The following is a 14,497-nucleotide window of genomic DNA, read 5'->3' as shown; positions in this document are numbered from 1 at the left end:
ATTCAATCATCATTTTGAAATAATGCAGCATCAATAAGTCATACTCCAAATGATTTGAATTGGTCATCACAGTTAGGGCAATTCATTCCAGTGGTTTCTTTTCCACATTTGTTACAATGTTTTTTAATTCCCAATACATCATGAGAATGAGTTTTTAACACTTTTACAATTAGATATGTTGCAATTAGAATTCCTATTCCAAGTCCTATCCATAAAAGCACCATGATTAACTACTCATTTTGATTGTGTTTTCTATATGTTTACCAAATGAATATTGTATCTTATCTTTGAATAGTGTTATAAGATAATCTGCCATGTATGCCATTTCTAACATTTTTTTCACCTATAGCATATTCAAAGGTAAATTGAATACTTAAAGAAAGTACAAGATGATTTAATTCTGAATTAAATCAAACTATGTGAATAATAGTACTAAGACCTCTTTTTTCCATTTCAACATCATTTTCAATTTCATAAATGGTAACTGTAAATGAAATAACATCTCGTTGTTTTGCATTTTCTGCATGTAATTTTAGATGAATATCCATAAGATCAAAATCTTTTTGCGGAAGGTCTGTTTCATCCAAGTATGCCCCGCACGTAGATTCTATTCTGAATCGGTCATCTTTGAAGTGATATCCCAATCTTACTTTTCTTCCTTCTCGCCCACTTGCCTTTACATTGACATCAATTACTCCAGGTTTTGCTTCAGTGTAGCTTGGAGTTTTGTTTACAAATACACCAATTTGAAGTGGTTTTCCAGCAGTAGCTTCTGCCATCTTTTGTATTCCGTCATTCATTACAACATCAATTGCAGGAATTGATGTTGCTACTTTTGCAATCCAAGTATTGGTTTTAGTTATGGTTGCACGAATTTCGTCTCTTCTTTTCTTATCTTCATCTTCAGGCAATTTGTAATAGTCAACCCAAGCCTCATAATCATGAGAAATATCTTCAATGAAATCCATGCATGTTCTTTGATAAGAATTTACATCAGTCGTTCTCTCTGACTCATCATCAATTCGCATAGAATCATCAGTTGGCATTGCCATATTCTAAGCCAATCAAAGTTCTAAAAAAACCAATCTGGAAGAAAATTAATGATTATAATAGGAATTTCTTTTCAAAATAATCATGATATTTTCAGAATTAATTTTGGATCTTCAAAATGCATTAAAAAAAGATCTAGCGCAGATTAGATTTCTCTTAAAGAAAAATCCTGCAATGGGATACACAAGAATTGTAGATATTGGAAAAGAGGTAGGTAGAAAATACAACATTAAACTTGTCGTAAATTTTCCAAAAGAGGGAAGAATTGAGGAATTTGAGATGTATGGAAAAAGAGATTTGAGTTTGATTGTAGATTATGAAAGAAAACGATTTCCAATAGAAAGAGAACAAATCAAAGAAAAGGCAAGAGAGTTCCTCGGAGATGTTCAAACTGAAGATGCATACATGTATGAAAATAAGGAGGGGGTCAGAGTATTTGGAGAAAATTGGAAAATAGATATTTTGCCTCACTCAGTCCATATTTGGACAGAATTTGATGACAAAGTTACAGCATTTTGTAATTGGTTAATGGAAAATGCATATCAGATGAAAAAGAAATAATCTATAATCTTTCAAGTTGATCAAGTAAATCATGAGCCTCATGATTTTTTGGATCAACTTTTAGAATATGTTCACAACAGTCAATGGCTTCAGATTTTTGTTCCAATGCCAAGTGAACGTTAGTTTTGAGTCTAAGCATTTCAATATCAGTTTGATTGAGTTGGAATGCTTTTTCAAAATATGGCAGAGCCTTTTTTGGTTCATCAACTAAAAAGTAGACACTACCCATAATGAACATAAAATCATGATCATCAGAATATTCAGATTCTAAACTTTTTCCTAGTTGGATTGCATCTTCATATTTTCCTTGTGTTAACAATTTTTTTATTTTTCGTTTAGGATGTTTGAAAAGACCAACCATTTTTCTTCAAAGACTTTTCAGTGATTCACAATTTGAATGTAGATAATTATGAAGATATACTCATAATTCCTTCTTTGATTAAGAATTGAATTCCTTGAACAAAGGAGTTATCGTCAATTGCACCATCTGCCCACCATCCAGCATTATTCTTAATCCAAGAGGGAATTTCATTAGAAGAACCAGTACCTTGTGCAGTTGGAGGAATTTGCATTATTCCTTCTTTGATTAAGAATTGAATTCCTTGAACAAAGGAGTTATCGTCAATTGCACCATCTGCCCACCATCCAGCATTATTCTTAATCCATTCAGGAATTTGTGTAGAGGGATTCACAGGGACACTTGCTTCACCAGCGAAAATTTTCACAGGTATTTTCACATAATCAGTAGCTGATGAGGGGGCAATTCCTTCAGGTGCTAAACCATAAATCCAAACAACATAGTTTGCAGTGCCAGGTTTTTCTTTTACTATCATATCTAAAATGTACTGACCAGATGGAGAATAGAGATATTGTCTACCTTCTTCTTGGGCAATTGATCTTAGAGGAGTCAAATTGTCATCTACAACTAGAACATCAAATTGGACTTGGTTTAAAAATTCAGTATCATCAAATTTACTGATAAATTTGATAAGCCATTCCATTTCACATCCTTCTACTGGGTCTTCAGGTCCATAAAACACATGTACTTGATAGGCAAAATTTTTGGTGGCTTTCTTTACTTGAGTATCCCTTTCAAAGTTAGTATCACATCCTTGTGCTGAAAAAGTGTCAATAGTAGAAACAATTCCAGAAAATGGGCTAGTTGATACATTCTCTTGATATTTTAATAATTCAAATTTGTATTCAGCTGGAGGAATTCCTTCTGATACATGAGTCAAAGTATGTGCTTTAACAGGGAATGGGAATTCATCAACAATCCAAACTTTACTGTGGTATCCACCAGTTTTCCATCCAATTTGAACAGTTTCCCAAGTGCCAGACTTTACGGTGATTGTTTCAATCTTTTGAGGAAGTACTTGTTCTCCACCAATGTTTCCAATCTTTCCCCAAGAAGTAGCACTGAATGCTTTTGGACCTTTACCACCAGAACTACCATCAGAAGTTGCAAATGCAGATAACCATGCAACTGAAGATTTGAATGCGCCTCTATACACACCTAGTTCTGGACTTCCACCAGTTGGTTCAGGAGCAATCTTACCCAATTCCATTTCACCAACAATAATCTTGTTGCCATCATATACAACAACTTCAGCTAACCATTTAGTTTCACTTCCAACTTGTTTGTCACCTTTAATCCACATGTCAAGACCAAATTGAGCACATTCTTTGTAGTCCACATGACACATATTATAAGAAAAATAATCACCTTGTTTCAGACCTTCACCAACATACCACGTTCCAGGTTTATCTACACCGCCAGATTGGATTTGAGCAAATGCCGAAGGAATCATTAATGTTCCTAATAATATCGTCATGAGAATTGGAAGAATTAGCAGTTTATTCAAATCTAAAAAAAATTGTTAAAAGAGATAGTTAAACGTTATTCAACTTGCTTCAAATAAGCAAATATAGAGGAAAATTTAGAGAGTGATTAGGTATGTGTGAATGCTCAAAAGTTCACTTGTTTGAAGTAGAATTCAAGTTAGACGGAATGAATGTTGTTCCAACACACAAAAATTGTGGATATGCACTAGATTCAAAACAAAACGACAAATTCCAAAAAGAGTTAGTAAAATCTTGGGGATTTGAAGACGACGACGAATAATTTTAAAAAGAAAAGAAAAAATTGGAATAATCCAATTACATGTCTTTAGTAGCTTCTTTACAAACGTCAGTATTACATTTGCAGTCTGCACTACAGATGCAGTGACCTTGCATTGCACAATCACATGCATATTCTGGATCGCCGCTATCAGCTTCGCATCCACATGCTTGATCTGTCATGACAAACCATAATCGTACTTATTTTAAAAGGTTAGTGCAAGAATATAGAACTATTATTCTGAACGTGCGGCAAGTAAAGTATTACAAGAATTTTGAATCAAGTCAGCCTGTTGTAATAAAACATTAGAGTCAGCCTCAATGTCAAATGCTGTTTTTAACACGTGGATTAGATCAGGATTCCTGCTCAGATTGTTTTTCACTTTTATGAAATTTTCTTTATTGGTATATCCAAGATAGAAATAACAGTCAGAAATCATTGAATTTTTTACAAAATATTCATGTTTTTGAGAGATAATTTGAGAATGATTATTTTTTTCAACCATATCAGAAAAACCCATAGTAGATTTTACCATACGTTCAAGTAAAACAGGAGTTGCTCGCTCTATTCCAACTGTTTGTGTAACAACTGAGATGTGTTCATTAATTGGAGATTTTTCAAATTTTCTCAAAGAATCAAGCATGTGTGTTGGGCCAAATCTTTTGTTATTGAGAGAAGTGATTGCATCAGCCAGATAAAAAGATGCACATTTTTGCCAACAAGGAGCAAAATCATCAGAGTTATCAATTGACTCTTTTGTCTTTTGACAGCAAAACATTGATTCGATCAAAGAGTTTTTTGCAAAATCAGCAAACAAGGAGGAACGTTTTTCTTTAATTTTTGATAAAAACATTCGAAGTTCCCAGGAAGCATCTTGAATAATTTGAAGATCGTTATACTGTAAAAGTCTCTTTGAGTTTGTTTCAGAGAAAGTTCCATGACGAAGAACAAATATTTCTTCATCAATTGAGATAATTTTGTCAGGTTTATCTTCATCATCAAATATAACAACATCATATCCACAAGAATCAAAAAAATTTTCAGAAACCCTACATCCACCCAAACCTATAGGAAAATCAGATAAATCTAGTTTCTCAGGAATTTTTTGCAAATCCATGTAAAACAATATTATAGATTTTCTATAAATGACCTAACTCACAAAGTTTAACAAATTCATGTAAAGTCAAAACCTTTCCTTTAAATTGAGACAAGAGTTGTTTTGGATTAAGCTCCTATAGTGTAGTCCGGTTAAGCATACAGCCCTCTCAAGGCTGTGACCCGGGTTCAAATCCCGGTGGGAGCACTTTTTAATTTTTAAAATTGTTTCTTTAAATAACAAATTCATTAGATGATACTAGTGGGATTAAGAGACATAGAACTAAAAGAAGAATATCGTTCGGACACAGATGATATTGTAGCAGAATTTTTCTTTCCCTGTCTTGGACATTGTATTGAATATGATAGATGTGTAGATTTTTTATCAATTCAAACATTGGCTACTATTGCTATGGCCTTTGATAACTTTGCAGTAGGAAAGGCAAAGTTGAGAATGGTTACAGGACACAGATTTAGAACAGGTGACCTTACTTTATTTAAAAAACTCTTCTCTGAAAAATATACAAAATCATTTGAGGGGAAGTTTATCAAAGATACAAAGATACAAAAATTACAAAATATCGTCAACGAAGGTCAAATTGAGTTAAAGATTGCAATTCCAAATTCTGAACAAGTAGCAGATTCTTTTTCAGAAAGAATTGGGATATTTAGAGATGGAAAGGATGATGCAGTTGCATTTACAGGAACATCAAGTGAGTCATTTTCTACCCAAACAAGAGACTTTGAATCAGTTGACGTATTTACATCCTGGAATGATAAATCAAGAGTGGTAAGAAAGATGAAAGATTTTGAGGAGTTGTGGGAAAATAAAACAAAACATTTGGAAGTTTACGATTTTATGTATGCTGAAGAAAGAAATCTACTAAAATATTCTTCAGATTGGATTTTCAAAGATTAAAGGATTCTTCTAGTCTTGCCTTATTTTCATAAAAGTTCATTTTATTGATTTTGTAATAGATTACTTCACCACGACGTTCAATAACTGCAATTATTGGTTCTTTTCCCATTTGAGTAATCTCTTGAATCTTTTTTTGTAAATTTCCCATCTTTTCTTGTTGGCCTTCATTTAGACCAAATATCAAAAACTTTGCCCCCTTTTCACCAAAGTGTCCTCTTTCATATACTCTAAAATCAGAACCAAATCCAAACCCATCTTTTACAACATAGCCTCTATTTCTTAGATCACGATAGATCAAAAATTTAGTTAGAATTTCTGAATCAGTCTTTTGACAAGTATTCATGAAAAAATCAAAATCGATTTGTTTTTTGCCTTTCTTTAGTACTAGTTTGTTTGTATACAAAAGATACAGAGTCTCAAATTGTTTTAGGAATAGTTTTTCTTTTTCAATTTCTCCATATCCCTTTAGTTCAAGTTCATGAATCATGTTCTTATCAACAATACAGGCTTGATCTGATACCAATGTGCCTCTAACTAAAGGGGTGTCTTCCACGATGAAAAGAAAACCAAATGATTTCCATATAAGCATTGGAAAATACGAATGAATGTCTTCTAACCGTTAAAATATGGGCATTCAGGCGTTATCATATCATGCATGGTGCCAATTACAGAGAAGGAAATGGTCAAGTATTTACTAGAAGAAAGTACATCAAAGGTAAGCCACAAATCAAAATTGCAAAATTTCAAGGTGGTAAAAGAGGAACTTATCAGTACTGTGTACAATTATGCATTAATGAAAAAATGCAATTAAGACACATGGCAATTGAATCAACAAGATTGGCAGCAAACAAAACACTAGAAAAAACAACTGGTGAGTCAGGATATTATTCCAGACTTAGAATTTATCCACATAACATGTTAAGAGAAAATAAACAAATTGCAACTGCAGGTGCAGATAGAATTTCAGAAGGAATGAGAAGAGCGTGGGGTAAAGCAACCAGTTTGGGGGCAAGAGTAAAAGAAGGTCAATGCATTATGGAGCTCTACGTTAATGGTGACGCTCATTTGACAGCAGCAAAGAAAGCACTCAAAAGTGCATGTGTGAAATTACCAGGAACACCAACAATCAAAGTTTTCGACTGGAACAAACCATCACCATAGATTTTCTAATTCAGATTTCTTGGTTTGAACATATTCTAAAAATTCTTCAAATTCAGTTTTTGTTGGATCTCTATTCAAAATTCGTTTTGATTGATAATAAAATGCATTGTAGAGTCTTCCAACTACAATTCCTAAGGCAAAAGATTTAGAATTATCAATATTTGACAACATGGAAATTAATTGTTTAATTTCATCTTTATTTGAAATTGTTTCTTGAATTTTTTCTTCAATCTTTTTTAGAAGAATTTCATCCATAATGATTCTTCATTAAAATAGTTAAAAACAGTTTAATATCCAAATTCAGCCTCTAGGTTTGTTGCAGTTATAGTACAGTCTGGTTAGTACTCGTGCTTGCCAAGTACGTGACCCGGGTTCAAATCCCGGTAACTGCACCATCTATTGATTTTTAGGAATTAGAGCAGATTTTATTATCTCTAGAGCATCATGAGCTTTTTCAGGTCGAGGTAGTTGAATTGCAATGACATTGTCTGTACCATATTGAGATTCAGGGGAATTTAGTACAAGCATTGAAGTGTTGGCAAGCGTTTCAAAAAATTTCAGATCAGTCTTTGCATTAATAAGAAATTTTTCAGATATATTTCCAATTGAAAAAGTTAAAACAACTTCAACAAAAACATTTCCCAATCCATCTTGTAAAATATTCAAATCAGTGTTTACTGAGAATGGTTGTCCCTCAATTTTTGCTCTAATAGTTCCGTATTTTGTCGCATCAATTACTATACAAGGAGTTTCTTTTCCTTCAAAATCAAAGGTAGTGATGCCAGTGTGAACTTGTTCTAGCATTCGTTTTAATTCATCAGACATTATCTTTTTCTAATTTGGGAATTATTTTATCTCCAGCTTTTACCATGAAGGGAGAAAGAAATGCAGTGATAATTGAGATTATACCAATTAGAGGGAACAAGAATGCACTGACTGCTCCAATATCTACACCAGCTTTTACAATTACAATTGAGAATTCTCCTCTGGGGGCACCCAAAGTAAATGCTGAACGAAGCGCTTTACCACGTTTTTGTCTGAATAAAATATTTCCAAGCATATTTCCTCCAAATTTCATACCAGTGGCAACTGCAATCAACGCTATAGCTATCCAGATGTAATCTCCAAGTTGAGATACATCCATCAATGCACCAACTGAGATAAAGAAGATTGCAACAAACATGTCTTTAATTGGGCTAGAAAGAAGTTTTGCAACTTCAGCAGATTTTGATTCTGCTACCAAAACACCTGCCAAAAAGGCACCAATTGCAACTGACAATCCAACAATATTTGCAAACAAGGCATAACCAAAGCAAACACCAAGAACACTAAGGAGTAAAATTTCACGGTGTTCTGCAGCAGCAACTCTATCAATTAGAGGTGGAATTACACGAGTTCCAACGGTAAATGTTCCAACAATTAATCCTGTTGCAACTAGAACAACTACAATTATTGATTCAATAGAAACACTTCCAACCAATGCAATTGACTGCAATGATGAAATTAGAATAACTGCGATGACGTCTTCAACTATCAAAATACCCAATACAAGAATCGATGATTCTTTTTTGATCTTTCCCATGTCTTCTAAAATTTTAACAATTATTGCAGTACTGGAAATGGATAATGCTGCAGAAATAAACAATGCATCCATAAATTCTAGACCCAGAGCAGTAGCAGTGTAAAATACTACACCCAATGTGGAGAATAACCCAATTGTTCCAACTCCAACTGCAACTCGTCCAATACTTTTAATTTTTGCATATGGAAATTCAATTCCAATTACAAATAATAGTAAAATCACACCAATCTCAGCAAAAAGATTTAGTGCAGAAATGTCAGATAAAATTCCAACACCTTCTAAAACATCAGCAGACGGGCCACCTTCAGGTAACACCCAAGACCAAAATGGAGACAATGGTCCAATTAGCATTCCTGCAAAAAGATATCCAATGATTAATGGTTGCTTAATTTTGAAAAAGGCAAGAGTGACAACAGCACCAATAATCATGATAAATGCCAAATCAGTAACAAATGATGTGTGAGGAAGTTCAGGAGTAACTTGTTCAATTAAACTAGAAACAGTATTGTTAATTGAGCTTTGAATCCCACTAGGGTTCAGTTGGAGTGGGATGTTTTGCATGTTATCACTTAACAAATTTGTTTAAAAATGATTACGAATTGAAAATTCAGAAATGAAATTGTAAAAACGGTGAATAATTAACTACAGGCTCGAAAAAATTTCAAAATGTTAATCTCTTTATTCTAAGTAATCATTGTCAAAATGCAGAGTGATGATTAGGTCAACTGAATAAGATGTAGAGATATGACCTGGGGTATCTGACTGCATAATTGGTTACGTTGTCATTACCTTGTTATTAATAGTACGGTACCATACCGTACTATATGATTCAATGTGAATATTGTACAAGAGGTTTTATCGAAACAGCGAATGGTTTGGCTGAAAAGACCTTTCACGAGTTACTTCATGAACCAGAAGTGGTAAACAAGTAACTCTTTACATTTTTTATTTTAGACCTAACTTTTTTATCATTAAATTTTTAATTCAATTTAGATGGCTACAAAAACTACAAAGAGGAAACCTACTACTAAAGCAAAAAAAGTTGTAAAAAAAGAGCCAAGTCCTTCAGTTTTACTAAAAAAAGTAGCATCAGTTTCAGACTCTAACAAAGCATTACAAAAAGAGATCAAAGTAATGTCAAAGATTTTTGGAGAAAATCAAAAGGTTCTAGTTTCTATGAAAGGAATGATTGATTCATTAACATCAGCATTAGAACATATTCAAAAACAATCAAAACAGCTTAACATAATTGAAGACGACACACAAAAACTCTATGCAGGACTAAATCAAGTTAGAACACAATCAAATCTAGTAACTAAAATAAATAATCAAACAGCAAAATTACAAGAAGAAATTAACAGGATTTCAGAGGAACAAAAATTAGCAAAACCTCAGGAGATTACTCAACAAATAGAAGAAAGTATGAATTCTATTAGAAATAATTCACAAATGATCATCAAGATTGCACAAAGAATTGATGAAGTAAGAGATGATCTGAGAAAAGTTTCAGGAAAAACGGATTCCTTTTTAGAAATCGGTTCAGAAATGGACAAGCTAAAAAATAGTATTGAAGAGATTTCAGGAAAAACTGCAAAACTTGAGACAGGTGCCCAGATAATTGAAAGTCTCAAACAAGAACTCTCAAAAATAACTGAAGGAGTTTCTGATAATTCCAATCTTAATTCAGAATTAGATGCAATCAAAGTAACTATTGATGCAATTTCGTCTAAAGCATCAAAGATTGATTCACTTGGAGGTGTAATTGAGGGCTTAAAACAACAGTTTGAGACTGTTGCCACAAAGGCAAGTTCAGTAGATAATTTAAGCCTAGAATCAATAAAAGAACTAGCAGGTAAGATTGACAAAATTGAGACAGAGATAGGAACACTATCTCACAGAGCAGATTCAACTGCCTTTGTAGGTGAAGGACTCAAATCAGTTCAAGAGGACCTCTCAGAATTCAAACAAAATGTCTTTGATAAAACAAACAGTATTGAACAAAAGATCTCTTCAGCATCAGATATGCTAAAAAGACAAGATGCATCTACTGCAGAATTTCATAAAAAGACTGAAAAATTATTTGAAGAGATGCAATCAGTTAGAAGTGTCACAAACAAAGCTTCAGATGATTCATCAAAAGAGATGATGGCATTATTGAAACTGTCAGAATATCAATCAAACATTAGAATGAATGCTGAATCAAAATATGGTGAAGCAAAAGATCTTGAAAAGATGGCATCTCAAACTGCAGACATTGTAAATCTATTTGATAGAATTTCAATAGAATCCGGTGAAAAAATTCCATTACCACACGAAGTAAGACAATGGGCAGTAAGTAAGATTTTGGATTGTGCAGACAAGTGGGAAATTCGATTTAGTGATGTCTATTCGATTTTAACAAATGCTATTGGACGAGACTTGTTAAAAGAAGCAGTAAGAATTCAACAAATAAGAGATATTTATGGAATTAGAGCAGTTGATGAGATTAGAAAGGATCTAAATATTACTTAGATTCCAGCTTCGTCAGCTTCTTTGAGTTGTTCTTTCTTCTTTTTTAGAGCTGCAAAGATTCCCAGTAGAGCAGCAATCCAAACTGTTGTAAACATTAGATTTGCAACACTGACATACATGTAGGGAGTTGCATCCATAATGTTGGTTTTGATTAGAAGAGCTCTATCACTTACATCCATCATTCCGGTATGATATGCAGAACTATCTTTTGGAACGGTAGAAATTTTATCAACACTTGCAAGCATAGTGTCTAAATTGTCTTGAATTCTAACAAAGTTAGTAGATTCTGTGGAAAATAGCCAAACAGGATTTTTAGAAATTAGTTCACCATCAGCATTAGTTTTCTCAGGGATTAGGCCATTTGCCATAATTCCATCCATATCAGCCTGAATAGCCATCAAATGCGCACGGATATCAGCAGGATCAGACGAACCAATTATACCATCTAGATTACCACGAATTCTATCAAGTGGATAGATATCAACACTATATCCATAAATTGCCATAAATCCTCCAAAAATAATTATTCCAATAATTCCAACCATGGAAAGTTTGTAAACTCTATTTGCCATCTTTTCGTTCTTGGTCATTACACGGTTAACACTTGATTTATTTCTTTTAAATCGAGTATGAGATAGGCTCAGATAGGCAATATAGAAGAATCCAACAGTCTGCAGTGCAATTATCGGAACAAAGATTGGATTGTTTGAAAATATTGAAACAAAGATTCCCAACATACCATAAACGCCAAAGAAAATTTCAAGGAGTGTTACTTGAGAGAAGGGTAAATTGTAAGCATTATCTTTCCAATCATCTTTTGTTTTTAGAACACCATATTTTGGAGTTCTAAGAAATTCATTCTTTTTTCCGAGGATTGCATCAAATACTGCAACAGTATTATTTACAGACATTCCAGCATTATAGACCAATAATGCAGGAAGTATTTTGGCTTTTGACTTCCATGATTTGTGATACATACTTTGAATAATCATGATGTACGCACCAGGGCCCATTGCAAGATATGTTGCAATTGTTATTGCAGGAAGAAAGCTAATCACATAGAGATTAACTTGTCCTGCCAACAAAATTGGCAATGCCAAAAATTGGATTAACATTAAGGGATAAACAATGTGACGAGTAAGTTGAATGAAAGCCTGAATCTTTGCTTCAATTGCAATTTTTCGTTTGATTACAATATCAGTAAGTAATTTTACTGCACATTGGATAGAGCCTTTAGCCCAACGGAATTGTTGTCTTTTTGCAGCATTCATCTGTACAGGTAATTCTGCATCAACTACAATATCAGGTAAGAATACACATTTCCATCCTTTCATTTGCGCTCTGTAACTAAGATCAAGATCTTCAACTAAAGTTGCAGTGTGCCATCCTCCTGCATCTTCAATACAATCACGTTTCCAGATTCCAGCAGTACCATTAAAGTTCATGAAAAGATGAGAGTTACTCTTTGCCTTTTGCTCAATTAGAAAATGAAAGTCAAGGCTTAGTGCTTGGGCTTGGGTTATTGCAGAATAATTTTCATTGACATGACCCCAACGACATTGTACAAGTCCAATGTTTGAATTTGCAAAATGAGGAATGGCACGTTTTAGGAACCATGTGGGGGGAATAAAATCAGCATCGAAGATGGCTACAAGTTCTGTATCAGTTGATAGCATTGCATGTTTTAGAGCGCCAGCCTTGTACCCCTTTCGAGTTCCACGTCTTACATGTTCAATTTGGAAACCTTTCTTTTTGTAATCATTAACGGTATCGGCCAAAAGGTCTACTGTATCATCATCTGAATCATCCAACACCATTATTCTCATTTTATCATGAGGATAATCCAAATTGCATACAGAATCAACTAATCTCTTTGCAACATACTTTTCATTGTATATTGGTAATTGAATTGTAATTGAGGGAGTTCCCAAATCAGCAGTTTCCAAAACATCTTTTCTTTTTCTTGATAAGAATGCAAGATAATAGAAATTGCAAGTATATGCAGTAATTATAATAGCAGATAGAATAAAAAGATCAAAAACAAATGCAGTGAAAGGATTGAATGCCATATCCCTAATTTTCCAGAATCACTGTTCGCTATTTATACTTGCAATGAATTTTCATTATTTTTGTTCGAATATCTTGATTGCTTGTGGAGGACAAACACCTTCACATGCAAGACAAAATATACAATCAGGTTCTTTTGACATTAGTGGTTTCTTTTCAGATGCAGGATTTCCTGGAGTGTCAAACCATTCATACACACCTACAGGGCATGCTTCAATACATCCACCATCTGCTACACAAATATCATAATCTACTGATACAAATTCTCCCCAAACACCCATAATTCCATTACTCGTGCCTTTTCTACCCCAAGTCTTGATTGTGTGTTCAGGGGCTTCATAAGGAGTAGATGCTTTCATCTTTTGTTTGAACTCAACATCAATTGGTCCAGGCTTTGCACCATCGGGAATTTCAATATCACCTTCATCTTCTTCTGCTTCTTCTTCAGTAGCCTCAACTGGTTTTGGTTTTGCACCAAGAACAATTTTTGCTAATGGAGTAAGATCCTCGAGTTTTTGAATAGCTGCAACTTCAGATATTTTTTCTGTTTTTACAAAATAAGAAATCATCTTGTCTGCTAAGATAGTATTACGTAAAATAGTATCAATTACCATTTTTGCAAAATGGTCTGCTTTCTTTCTGTAATCTTTGACCCAGTTAGGATCACCAAATTTTTCAATTGGAAAAATCTGATAAATAATATCTACAACTTCGCCAGTAACAATTTCAACTGTAACTGATAATTCAACTTCTTCGTATCCTTTTGCATCAGGATCATCCATATTTTTTTCAGTCCAACGATATGTTGCAAATACTCTATCAGCATACTGGTCCATCTCAAATGCTTTTTTGAGACCATCATGAACTGACTTTATCTCATTAGGATCTTCCAGGTTAATTGGTAATCTATACAATCCAAGTTTGAATCCGTGTAATGGATAAACACCACGTTTTGCAGTAGGGGCTTCCATTGACCAAACTCGATCTTTGAGAAGTAAAGACATCTGAGATTCATCAATTGAATTTATTTAAAAAGGTTATCAGTCATTGTCATCAGGACATGTAAGTTCTCGCAATTCTGTGTATTTTTTTTCCATTGCTTCAGCATGGATTGTGACTGAAGCGAGATCGTATGAATCCTTTGGAAAATACCATCTTATTGGAACCCAATGACCAATCCCATCCATATCATGGATCATGCCCTTGTCAGCCTTGACATCAAGTTTTTCATCAATAGATGTTTCCTTAACAGTAAGTCCTCGTTTTGTCTTATCTTCCATAACAAGATCATCATCAGATTCTTTGATAAAATAAAAAGATCCCTTTTTTAAAATAGGGAGGTCTAGTAACAATTTATTTTTCCACAGGGTTTCCTATCATGTTTCCCCATTCAGTCCAAGAACCATCATAGTTTCGGACCTTTGGATAA

Annotated in this window: 18 protein-coding genes and 2 tRNA genes; 7 read left to right on the top strand and 13 right to left on the bottom strand. The window is 33.7% G+C overall.

The window, feature by feature from the left end:
* Positions 1-38 precede the first annotated feature (38 nt).
* Positions 39-224, bottom strand: a complete 186-nt coding sequence (locus ACX12B_RS08530; protein ID WP_459353587.1) for a hypothetical protein — start codon at positions 222-224, stop codon at positions 39-41.
* Positions 225-410: 186 nt separating this feature from the next.
* Complete coding sequence (locus tag ACX12B_RS08525) at positions 411-1,052, bottom strand: hypothetical protein (RefSeq protein ID WP_459353586.1); 642 nt, start codon at positions 1,050-1,052, stop codon at positions 411-413.
* Positions 1,053-1,134: 82 nt separating this feature from the next.
* On the opposite strand from ACX12B_RS08525, the gene ACX12B_RS08520 reads away from it, so the two are divergent.
* The gene (locus tag ACX12B_RS08520; protein WP_459353585.1) at positions 1,135-1,611 is read left to right on the top strand and encodes a hypothetical protein; all 477 of its coding nucleotides are present in this window, start codon (positions 1,135-1,137) and stop codon (positions 1,609-1,611) included.
* Position 1,612: 1 nt separating this feature from the next.
* Here the strand turns inward: ACX12B_RS08520 and ACX12B_RS08515 are convergent, their stop codons facing one another.
* Together ACX12B_RS08515 and ACX12B_RS08510 are read right to left on the bottom strand one after the other, a co-directional pair.
* On the bottom strand, positions 1,613-1,972 hold the full coding sequence (locus tag ACX12B_RS08515) for a tetratricopeptide repeat protein (RefSeq protein WP_459353584.1): 360 nt from the start codon (positions 1,970-1,972) through the stop codon (positions 1,613-1,615).
* A 46-nt stretch (positions 1,973-2,018) separates the two neighbouring features.
* Positions 2,019-3,446 carry a peptidase gene (locus ACX12B_RS08510; RefSeq protein WP_459353583.1) on the bottom strand — a complete coding sequence of 476 codons (1,428 nt, stop codon included), beginning with the start codon at positions 3,444-3,446 and terminating at the stop codon, positions 2,019-2,021.
* Positions 3,447-3,568: 122 nt separating this feature from the next.
* Between ACX12B_RS08510 and ACX12B_RS08505 the strand changes: the two genes are divergently transcribed.
* Positions 3,569-3,736, top strand: coding sequence for a hypothetical protein (locus ACX12B_RS08505; RefSeq protein ID WP_459353582.1), 168 nt, complete (start codon positions 3,569-3,571; stop codon positions 3,734-3,736).
* 35 nt (positions 3,737-3,771) lie between these two features.
* Here the strand turns inward: ACX12B_RS08505 and ACX12B_RS08500 are convergent, their stop codons facing one another.
* The gene (locus ACX12B_RS08500) at positions 3,772-3,915 is read right to left on the bottom strand and encodes a hypothetical protein (RefSeq protein ID WP_185736653.1); all 144 of its coding nucleotides are present in this window, start codon (positions 3,913-3,915) and stop codon (positions 3,772-3,774) included.
* Positions 3,916-3,968: 53 nt separating this feature from the next.
* Positions 3,969-4,850, bottom strand: a complete 882-nt coding sequence (locus ACX12B_RS08495) for a hypothetical protein (RefSeq protein ID WP_459353581.1) — start codon at positions 4,848-4,850, stop codon at positions 3,969-3,971.
* A gap of 111 nt (positions 4,851-4,961) precedes the next feature.
* On the opposite strand from ACX12B_RS08495, the gene ACX12B_RS08490 reads away from it, so the two are divergent.
* Together ACX12B_RS08490 and ACX12B_RS08485 are read left to right on the top strand one after the other, a co-directional pair.
* Positions 4,962-5,036, top strand: a tRNA-Glu gene (locus ACX12B_RS08490).
* Positions 5,037-5,090: 54 nt separating this feature from the next.
* A complete protein-coding gene (locus ACX12B_RS08485) occupies positions 5,091-5,747 on the top strand; it encodes a DNA repair helicase (protein WP_459353580.1) in 657 nt (218 codons plus the stop codon).
* On the opposite strand, the gene endA is transcribed toward ACX12B_RS08485, so the two are convergent.
* Positions 5,737-6,300, bottom strand: a complete 564-nt coding sequence (endA, locus tag ACX12B_RS08480) for a tRNA-intron lyase (protein WP_459353579.1) — start codon at positions 6,298-6,300, stop codon at positions 5,737-5,739. The two genes, ACX12B_RS08485 and endA, sit on opposite strands and share 11 nt — an antisense overlap.
* A gap of 98 nt (positions 6,301-6,398) precedes the next feature.
* Here endA and ACX12B_RS08475 point away from each other — a divergent pair, with 98 nt between their 5' ends.
* Positions 6,399-6,908: a 50S ribosomal protein L16 gene (locus ACX12B_RS08475; protein WP_459353578.1), complete on the top strand. Its 510-nt coding sequence runs from the start codon at positions 6,399-6,401 to the stop codon at positions 6,906-6,908.
* Here ACX12B_RS08475 and ACX12B_RS08470 read toward each other — a convergent pair.
* Entirely contained in the window at positions 6,900-7,163 is a 264-nt protein-coding gene (locus ACX12B_RS08470; RefSeq protein WP_459353577.1) for a hypothetical protein, read from the bottom strand. The two genes, ACX12B_RS08475 and ACX12B_RS08470, sit on opposite strands and share 9 nt — an antisense overlap.
* A 63-nt stretch (positions 7,164-7,226) precedes the next feature.
* Here ACX12B_RS08470 and ACX12B_RS08465 point away from each other — a divergent pair.
* A tRNA-Gly gene (locus ACX12B_RS08465) sits at positions 7,227-7,303 on the top strand.
* A 1-nt stretch (position 7,304) separates the two neighbouring features.
* Here ACX12B_RS08465 and ACX12B_RS08460 read toward each other — a convergent pair.
* Positions 7,305-7,733 (bottom strand): hypothetical protein, encoded by a 429-nt coding sequence (locus tag ACX12B_RS08460; protein WP_459353576.1) that lies wholly within the window; start codon positions 7,731-7,733, stop codon positions 7,305-7,307.
* A complete protein-coding gene (locus tag ACX12B_RS08455) occupies positions 7,726-9,051 on the bottom strand; it encodes a cation:proton antiporter domain-containing protein (protein ID WP_459353575.1) in 1,326 nt (441 codons plus the stop codon). The genes ACX12B_RS08460 and ACX12B_RS08455 overlap by 8 nt, the downstream gene beginning before the upstream one ends.
* 432 nt (positions 9,052-9,483) lie before the next feature.
* Here ACX12B_RS08455 and ACX12B_RS08450 point away from each other — a divergent pair, with 432 nt between their 5' ends.
* Positions 9,484-11,001, top strand: coding sequence for a chemotaxis protein (locus ACX12B_RS08450; RefSeq protein ID WP_459353574.1), 1,518 nt, complete (start codon positions 9,484-9,486; stop codon positions 10,999-11,001).
* Here ACX12B_RS08450 and ACX12B_RS08445 read toward each other — a convergent pair.
* The 3 genes from ACX12B_RS08445 to ACX12B_RS08435 are packed head-to-tail and all read right to left on the bottom strand — an operon-like array spanning position 10,998 to position 14,420.
* The gene (locus ACX12B_RS08445) at positions 10,998-13,070 is read right to left on the bottom strand and encodes a cellulose synthase family protein (protein WP_459353573.1); all 2,073 of its coding nucleotides are present in this window, start codon (positions 13,068-13,070) and stop codon (positions 10,998-11,000) included. The two genes, ACX12B_RS08450 and ACX12B_RS08445, sit on opposite strands and share 4 nt — an antisense overlap.
* A 54-nt stretch (positions 13,071-13,124) precedes the next feature.
* Positions 13,125-14,072 carry a 4Fe-4S dicluster domain-containing protein gene (locus ACX12B_RS08440; RefSeq protein ID WP_459353572.1) on the bottom strand — a complete coding sequence of 316 codons (948 nt, stop codon included), beginning with the start codon at positions 14,070-14,072 and terminating at the stop codon, positions 13,125-13,127.
* 36 nt (positions 14,073-14,108) lie between these two features.
* Entirely contained in the window at positions 14,109-14,420 is a 312-nt protein-coding gene (locus ACX12B_RS08435) for a hypothetical protein (protein ID WP_459353571.1), read from the bottom strand.
* Between the last annotated feature and the right edge of the window lie 77 nt (positions 14,421-14,497).

The sequence above is a fragment of the Nitrosopumilus sp. S6 genome, from assembly GCF_054515815.1.
The sequence above is the reverse complement of the archived record's forward strand: the minus strand, read 5'-3'. Positions and strand labels throughout refer to the sequence as shown.

Coding starts and splice junctions, on each gene's coding strand:
- ACX12B_RS08530 (WP_459353587.1), bottom strand. CDS start 224: ATGGTGCTTTTATGGATAGGACTTGGAATAGGAATTCTAATTGCAACA.
- ACX12B_RS08525 (WP_459353586.1), bottom strand. CDS start 1,052: ATGGCAATGCCAACTGATGATTCTATGCGAATTGATGATGAGTCAGAG.
- ACX12B_RS08520 (WP_459353585.1), top strand. CDS start 1,135: ATGATATTTTCAGAATTAATTTTGGATCTTCAAAATGCATTAAAAAAA.
- ACX12B_RS08515 (WP_459353584.1), bottom strand. CDS start 1,972: ATGGTTGGTCTTTTCAAACATCCTAAACGAAAAATAAAAAAATTGTTA.
- ACX12B_RS08510 (WP_459353583.1), bottom strand. CDS start 3,446: ATGACGATATTATTAGGAACATTAATGATTCCTTCGGCATTTGCTCAA.
- ACX12B_RS08505 (WP_459353582.1), top strand. CDS start 3,569: ATGTGTGAATGCTCAAAAGTTCACTTGTTTGAAGTAGAATTCAAGTTA.
- ACX12B_RS08500 (WP_185736653.1), bottom strand. CDS start 3,915: ATGACAGATCAAGCATGTGGATGCGAAGCTGATAGCGGCGATCCAGAA.
- ACX12B_RS08495 (WP_459353581.1), bottom strand. CDS start 4,850: ATGGATTTGCAAAAAATTCCTGAGAAACTAGATTTATCTGATTTTCCT.
- ACX12B_RS08475 (WP_459353578.1), top strand. CDS start 6,399: ATGCATGGTGCCAATTACAGAGAAGGAAATGGTCAAGTATTTACTAGA.
- ACX12B_RS08470 (WP_459353577.1), bottom strand. CDS start 7,163: ATGGATGAAATTCTTCTAAAAAAGATTGAAGAAAAAATTCAAGAAACA.
- ACX12B_RS08460 (WP_459353576.1), bottom strand. CDS start 7,733: ATGTCTGATGAATTAAAACGAATGCTAGAACAAGTTCACACTGGCATC.
- ACX12B_RS08455 (WP_459353575.1), bottom strand. CDS start 9,051: ATGCAAAACATCCCACTCCAACTGAACCCTAGTGGGATTCAAAGCTCA.
- ACX12B_RS08450 (WP_459353574.1), top strand. CDS start 9,484: ATGGCTACAAAAACTACAAAGAGGAAACCTACTACTAAAGCAAAAAAA.
- ACX12B_RS08445 (WP_459353573.1), bottom strand. CDS start 13,070: ATGGCATTCAATCCTTTCACTGCATTTGTTTTTGATCTTTTTATTCTA.
- ACX12B_RS08440 (WP_459353572.1), bottom strand. CDS start 14,072: ATGTCTTTACTTCTCAAAGATCGAGTTTGGTCAATGGAAGCCCCTACT.